1 protein-coding gene is annotated in these 594 nt (G+C 44.8%); it reads left to right on the top strand.

Annotation, left to right across the window (positions count from 1 at the left end; genetic code table 11):
* Positions 1-44 precede the first annotated feature (44 nt).
* A partial coding sequence (locus FK529_RS20915) for a TonB-dependent receptor plug domain-containing protein (RefSeq protein ID WP_158635164.1) occupies positions 45-594 on the top strand: 550 nt, incomplete at its 3' end.

The following is a 594-nucleotide window of genomic DNA, read 5'->3' as shown; positions in this document are numbered from 1 at the left end:
ATACCCTATAAGATATGTGGTTTCATATAATAAGAGTTTCGCTCATGAATTTTAAACAGTCTCCGTTTGCAATCTTAACGACCCTACTTCTCTCCTCCCCACTATATGCCCAATCATATAACCCATCGGAACCTGAGTGGGTAATCGACAATACGCTCAATGCGGAAGGAATAGCTACAACGGCTGATCGTATCGATCTTGCTGAGCAACATCCCTCCGTCACCCTCTCAAAAGTAATTGTGAGTGGGGCACTCAAAGAGGATCTAGAAATAGCAGAGAGTGCCGCAACAATTGCCCACTTTGATGTACAAAATATTGACCGTCTCAATGCGACCAATCTTGCTCAACTACTCAATTATGAGCCGGGCGTCACAGTTGACCTCAATAAATCAGGAGGAATTAGTGATATTCGTATTAGAGGAATTGGCAAAGATCGTGTCTTAATCTCTGTCGATGGTGCGCCTCTTCCAATGACCTATCGCTTTGGGAGCTATCTCTCAACAAGTCGCGATTATTTCGATATCGATGCAATGAAGAGTGTCGATATTATCAAGGGTCCGATGTCCACTCTCTACGGGGGCAGCGCTCTTGCGG

The sequence above is a fragment of the Tsukamurella asaccharolytica genome (assembly GCF_007858435.1).
Lineage (GTDB): Bacteria > Actinomycetota > Actinomycetes > Mycobacteriales > Mycobacteriaceae > Tsukamurella > Tsukamurella asaccharolytica.
Note: the sequence above shows the minus strand (reverse complement) of the source record. Positions and strands in the feature narration are given on the sequence as shown.